3 protein-coding genes and 1 pseudogene are annotated in these 4,521 nt (G+C 59.5%); 1 reads left to right on the forward strand and 3 read right to left on the reverse strand.

Annotated features, from left to right (window positions below; genetic code table 11):
* Window positions 1-309: pseudogene (locus A2I95_RS26370) on the forward strand (hypothetical protein); the annotation flags it as partial.
* A gap of 588 nt (window positions 310-897) precedes the next feature.
* Here the strand turns inward: A2I95_RS26370 and A2I95_RS26375 are convergent.
* The 3 genes from A2I95_RS26375 to A2I95_RS26385 form a co-directional block, all read right to left on the reverse strand.
* Window positions 898-1,686 (reverse strand): hypothetical protein, encoded by a 789-nt coding sequence (locus tag A2I95_RS26375; protein WP_291734679.1) that lies wholly within the window; start codon window positions 1,684-1,686, stop codon window positions 898-900.
* 365 nt (window positions 1,687-2,051) lie between these two features.
* Window positions 2,052-2,546 carry a hypothetical protein gene (locus A2I95_RS26380; RefSeq protein WP_027255811.1) on the reverse strand — a complete coding sequence of 165 codons (495 nt, stop codon included), beginning with the start codon at window positions 2,544-2,546 and terminating at the stop codon, window positions 2,052-2,054.
* Window positions 2,543-4,521, reverse strand: a 1,979-nt coding sequence (locus tag A2I95_RS26385; RefSeq protein WP_291734682.1) for an AAA family ATPase, incomplete at its 5' end; no start/stop codon positions are given. The genes A2I95_RS26385 and A2I95_RS26380, both read right to left, overlap by 4 nt.

Consider the following 4,521-nt stretch of genomic DNA (forward strand, 5'->3'; position numbering starts at 1 on the left):
CAAATCAAGCTGCGCCAGGACAAGATTGTCCTGCGCCGCGATTTCCCGGATGCCTGGAACGGGGTTCTTGTGACGGAAGATTCAGTATCGGTTGCGGTGGCGGGCATTTCGATCCGGATCAGCCATGATGGTTCCATCACCCGCGAAAGCAGCAGCGAGACCACGTGGGTGGAGGCAGACGGATCTGTGCTGAAGAAGACAGAGTTCGCTGAAGCCAGCATCTCCGCCGACGGGGTGGATTTGACACGCCGCACTTCCGATAGCATCGCAGCTGTTGGCAAAGATGGCATCATCGCCAAAGCGCGGTAGGGCGGGAAGTATCCCCGCAGCTTTGATATCTACTCCAAAATGCAGGCGCGGGAAACAGCAGATTCCGGCACCAGAGCCTCAACCGGGAGGAACGCAGGGCGGCTGCAGTCCCGTCCGGATTTGTTAACCGAAAGCCTGTTACAGTCAGAGCCGCCCCGGCATGTGTCCAGGGCATCCCGAGATTTGGAGGGGCATTTGACTGTGCACGGCGGACTCCTTTTTCTGACCGTATCCTGGGCCTCGATCTTCGGAGTCTGGTCAGGGCTTTTCGCGGGCGTGTATTGCCTCTTTTTGTGCGGCGTAAGATCGGGCGGGTTTTTCCGAAGCCTTGACCAGTTCTCAGTCTGGAGACGTGGCTAACAAGTTCAGATACCGCCACTCAATTAATTCATCAACAGGGCGGCCAAGGCACTTAACCGGCCGCTTGCATATCGCATTTTGCGCCATCTTTCAGAAGCTCGGAAAGCCGCCTTTTGCGTTATGAAGGCTTCCCATATGCCTGTCTCAAGCCCACATAAAACTGGAAGAGTTGAACCCGTTCCTGTAATGCCAGTGCGGTAATCAGGGATGTTTTGGTTATGATCCGGATCATTGCCCGAGCCGTGTCCAGCCTGCATTCATTGGTTTTGCTTGGGCCACTGGAGAAGCTGCAGTGATCCGCGCTGTTTCGGAGCCAAAGATCCTTTCCATCTGCTTGCCGTAGAAAGCCCGCGTGATGGTCGCGCGGTTCCCGGCATATCCATGATAAGCAGACTTGCCGGACGCCAGCGGCAGGCCGGCCCAGATCCGCGCGAGGTTGTCCATGAAGGCGGAACGTGAAATCCGGCCAGCGGCGAACTTCTGATACCCGGTGTCCGAAATCAGAAGCGCGGCCATACGGTTCTGAGTCTCCCGACTGAACCGGGTTCCGTCAGGCAGGCCGAGACGTTTTTGCAAGTTAAGCAAAGTCGAAGGTATGATCTGGAAATTTCCGATGGCATGGGGCTGGCCCGGCGTGCGGTCGATCCAGGCGTAGATTTCCGCAAGCGTCATCTGCGAGGGTTTCTTGCCGGGCTTCACCTTGGCGCCGTGATGGATCGCGTCATAGCGGCCGCCGGGAGCTTCAGCAAATGCAATGAGGGCAAACAGCTGCTCGACATTGGAGCCGGAGGGAAGGCGGAAGGTGGCCGGGGCAGGGGGCTGCTTTCCCGGCCGCGAGCGTTCAAAAGCATCGAGGGCAACCCACTCACTTTCCCTCGTGGCGAAGTTCCAGCCGCCCTGGGAGGAAGCCGGAGCCGAGGCCAGACTTTCGCGGATTTCAGTGGTCTCTTTCAGGTCGAAGCTGCCGGAGCTGGACCAGTCTCCGGCAGAGACAGCCGCAGGAGCCAGGAGCGCCATCAGGAGGGCCGAAAGGGCAATCCGTGGCCTCTGACCGCAGAGGGAAATCGAGGCGCTTTGCGCCGCCTCGTTGGCGGGCTTTTGGCTCAGCCCTCCCTGATGGTTCGGGCCAGCAACGCCCAATTCGGCCCTTCGGTCCTCATAGAAGGTCCACACCTCACGCAGCAAAGCTGCAATCAGCGCAAAGCGCTGATTTAATTTCCAAAATTGGCATTTTGTCAATTGGGGGGTGGCAGCACCTTGTGACGCCCTATTTTCAAGGGCCGAAATTGCCTCTGGCCCAGCTGTGGCCCGGCTCTGGCCCAGCGTGGCCCAGGCTGCGGGCCAGCTCCGGCCCGGCAAAATCGGGGGAGTCCGTGCCTCGTTCATCGCTCGATCTCCACCTCTGCCTCGCGCTCCAAGCCGTCGCCGCCCAGCTGCATATCGCGCCGGATCGCATCCTGGAATGCGGCCTCCTGACTGGCAAGGTTTGCGTGCTCTTTTTCCAGGACTAGGCTGGTGTCACGCCGCAACGCCTCCACCGCTTCGGTAGCAAATGCGAGGAGCTGTTGCTGGCTGGTGTCGGACTTCGACATAAGGGAGGCGATGAGCAAACGGATCATCTGCATCTCTTTCATTACTGAAAACCGCAGCGCCGAGAGGAGTTCTCCCTGTTCCTCGATCCGGCTTTCCAGACCCTGCAGATGTTCGGGGCAGAGAGCTTGACCAGCGCTGTCCTTAACGTCTCTGACGGCCCTTTCCTGAAGGTCCAAAATAGCCTGGTCCAGAGCCTCTTGCCGGTTGTCAGTGCTGCCTTCAATCAGGGCGCTGGCAACTGGGCCAAGCCGGACACGAAGGTTCTGTGGCTGTGTCTCGCTCATCGTTCAATTTCCTTATCTCGCTGCAGGAGGATTTCTGCCTGCTTTTCAACTTCTTTAATTTTCTCGTCGAAGAGACCGGGCAGGGTAGGGGTCTCCGGCTCTTTGTCCTTGGTTTCTTTTTCCTTCACTGCCTCAGGCTTCTCTTGTGGTTCTTCGCGGGCTTTCGCCTCCTCCGGCTGCAGGGAGCGTGCGCCTGCGAGGCGGCCATCCAGCCAGGCATCAAGAGCGGTCTGGCGGATGCCGGTCTCCTTCTCGATGGTCTTGGAAAGCCTTTCCGGATCCTCTGTCAGCAGCATTGCTTCATCGCGCGCCCGGCTGATTTCAACGTAGAAACTCTTCTGGGTTGCGAGCCGTTCGGTGGAGCGCATAGCCACAATTACGCGATCCACAGACTCCCCCTGAACCGCGTGCGCGGTGGCGGCGTAGTCGTGTTCCAGGCCACGGGCGGCGAGGCTGTCAGCAGGAATGGTGATGCGCGATCCTTCCTGCGTCTCGGCCTCAATGACTCCCCCCTTTGTTGATTTGATTTCAGCCCGCAAACCGTTCTTGATGCCGTTTTCCGGGTCTGTGATCCGGAACCGCACCTGGTCGCCTTCAGCCATGCCACGGGCCTCGCGCTCATAGGCCACGAGTGCCTTTCCAAGCTCCCGCTGATTGAATTTCGCAGCCAGAGGCAGGGTGGTCCGGGCACCGGTTTCCTCATGCTCAACGGTCAGCTTATTGCCCCTGTGATCGACTTCCTGGACCACATAGAGACCGTTCTTTTTCAGGCCGTGTTCCTTGCTTGTCGCCACGGACATGACGACATCGCCGGGGGCGTAGCTGCGGGCGTCGGCAAGCATTGCCTCGGTGAGCTGGCGGTTCAGCAGGCCGTTCACTTTAACCTCATCGGAGGCAATGCGGCCTTCCTGCCGGAGGCCTTCGCGCACTGCCTCATTGATTTCCGCGCGGGCCGCGTTGGTGAGGGTGAGGATCCGGGTGCCCTGCCGCTCGGCCGGGGTGAGAGCGAGGAACCTTTCTGCAGCTTCCTGGCGGGGATCATCGACCTTCAGCACATTGTCCTCCAGCCGACCAAAGGCCGATGTGATTTCTCCACGGATCGAATGGTAGACCGCTGCCTTCAGATCATCGTTCCGCTGGCGGCGGATCTCATCCATGACCGCGGTGCGCATGCCTGCTTTCTGCATCTGTGCGAAGGGCTGACCGGCGGCAACCGCATCAAGCTGCTGGACATCCCCTACAAAGACGACACGAGGGGCGCCGGTGCGCTCCGCGTAGTCCATGAAGCTGCGCATGTCCTGCGCGGACACCATCGAGGCTTCATCGACAACCAGGATGGTCTTGCTGTTGTCCACGTCCTGCGGGTGGTGGCGCTCGGCCGTGACCACCTTTGCCAAGGTCTCGGCGCTCCCCAGAACCTTGGTCAGCTCATTCACCGCCTGGTGGCTCGGAGCATAACCCTTGACCTCATACCCGTTCTGACCAGCATAGTGTGTCATACGGGTTAGTGCTTCCTTTGTGCTTTCCAGCATGAAGGTCTTACCGGTACCTGCATAGCCCTGGATTCCGACGTAGCGGCCTTTACCGGTCAGGGAGGTTTCGATGGATGCGCGCTGGCCGTCGGTCAAGGAACGGACAACGCTCAGTCTTCGGGCCAAAAGGCTGTCTCCGGTGCGCCCTTGTTCTGATGGGAGTTCGAGGCCGCCGGTCTTCTCCGCCTTTCGCCAAGTGGCCAGAATAGAGCGTTCCAGATCTACAGATGCCTTGTCGGTCAAAATCTGACCGTCCTCACCGCTTTCAAACAGCCGGCCTGCCTTGATCTGTCGGCTGATTTCCGCGTCCACTGCCCTGAAGTCAGAGCGGTAAGCGAAGTGCATTGCCGCCACCGTGAGATCTGGCCTGCTGTAGGCGGATTCCCGTTCGCTGATGTGCTCGACGGCGCGGTTTACGGCCTGCCTGGGGTCAGTCTCCACGC

The organism is Leisingera sp. F5 (assembly GCF_001593695.1).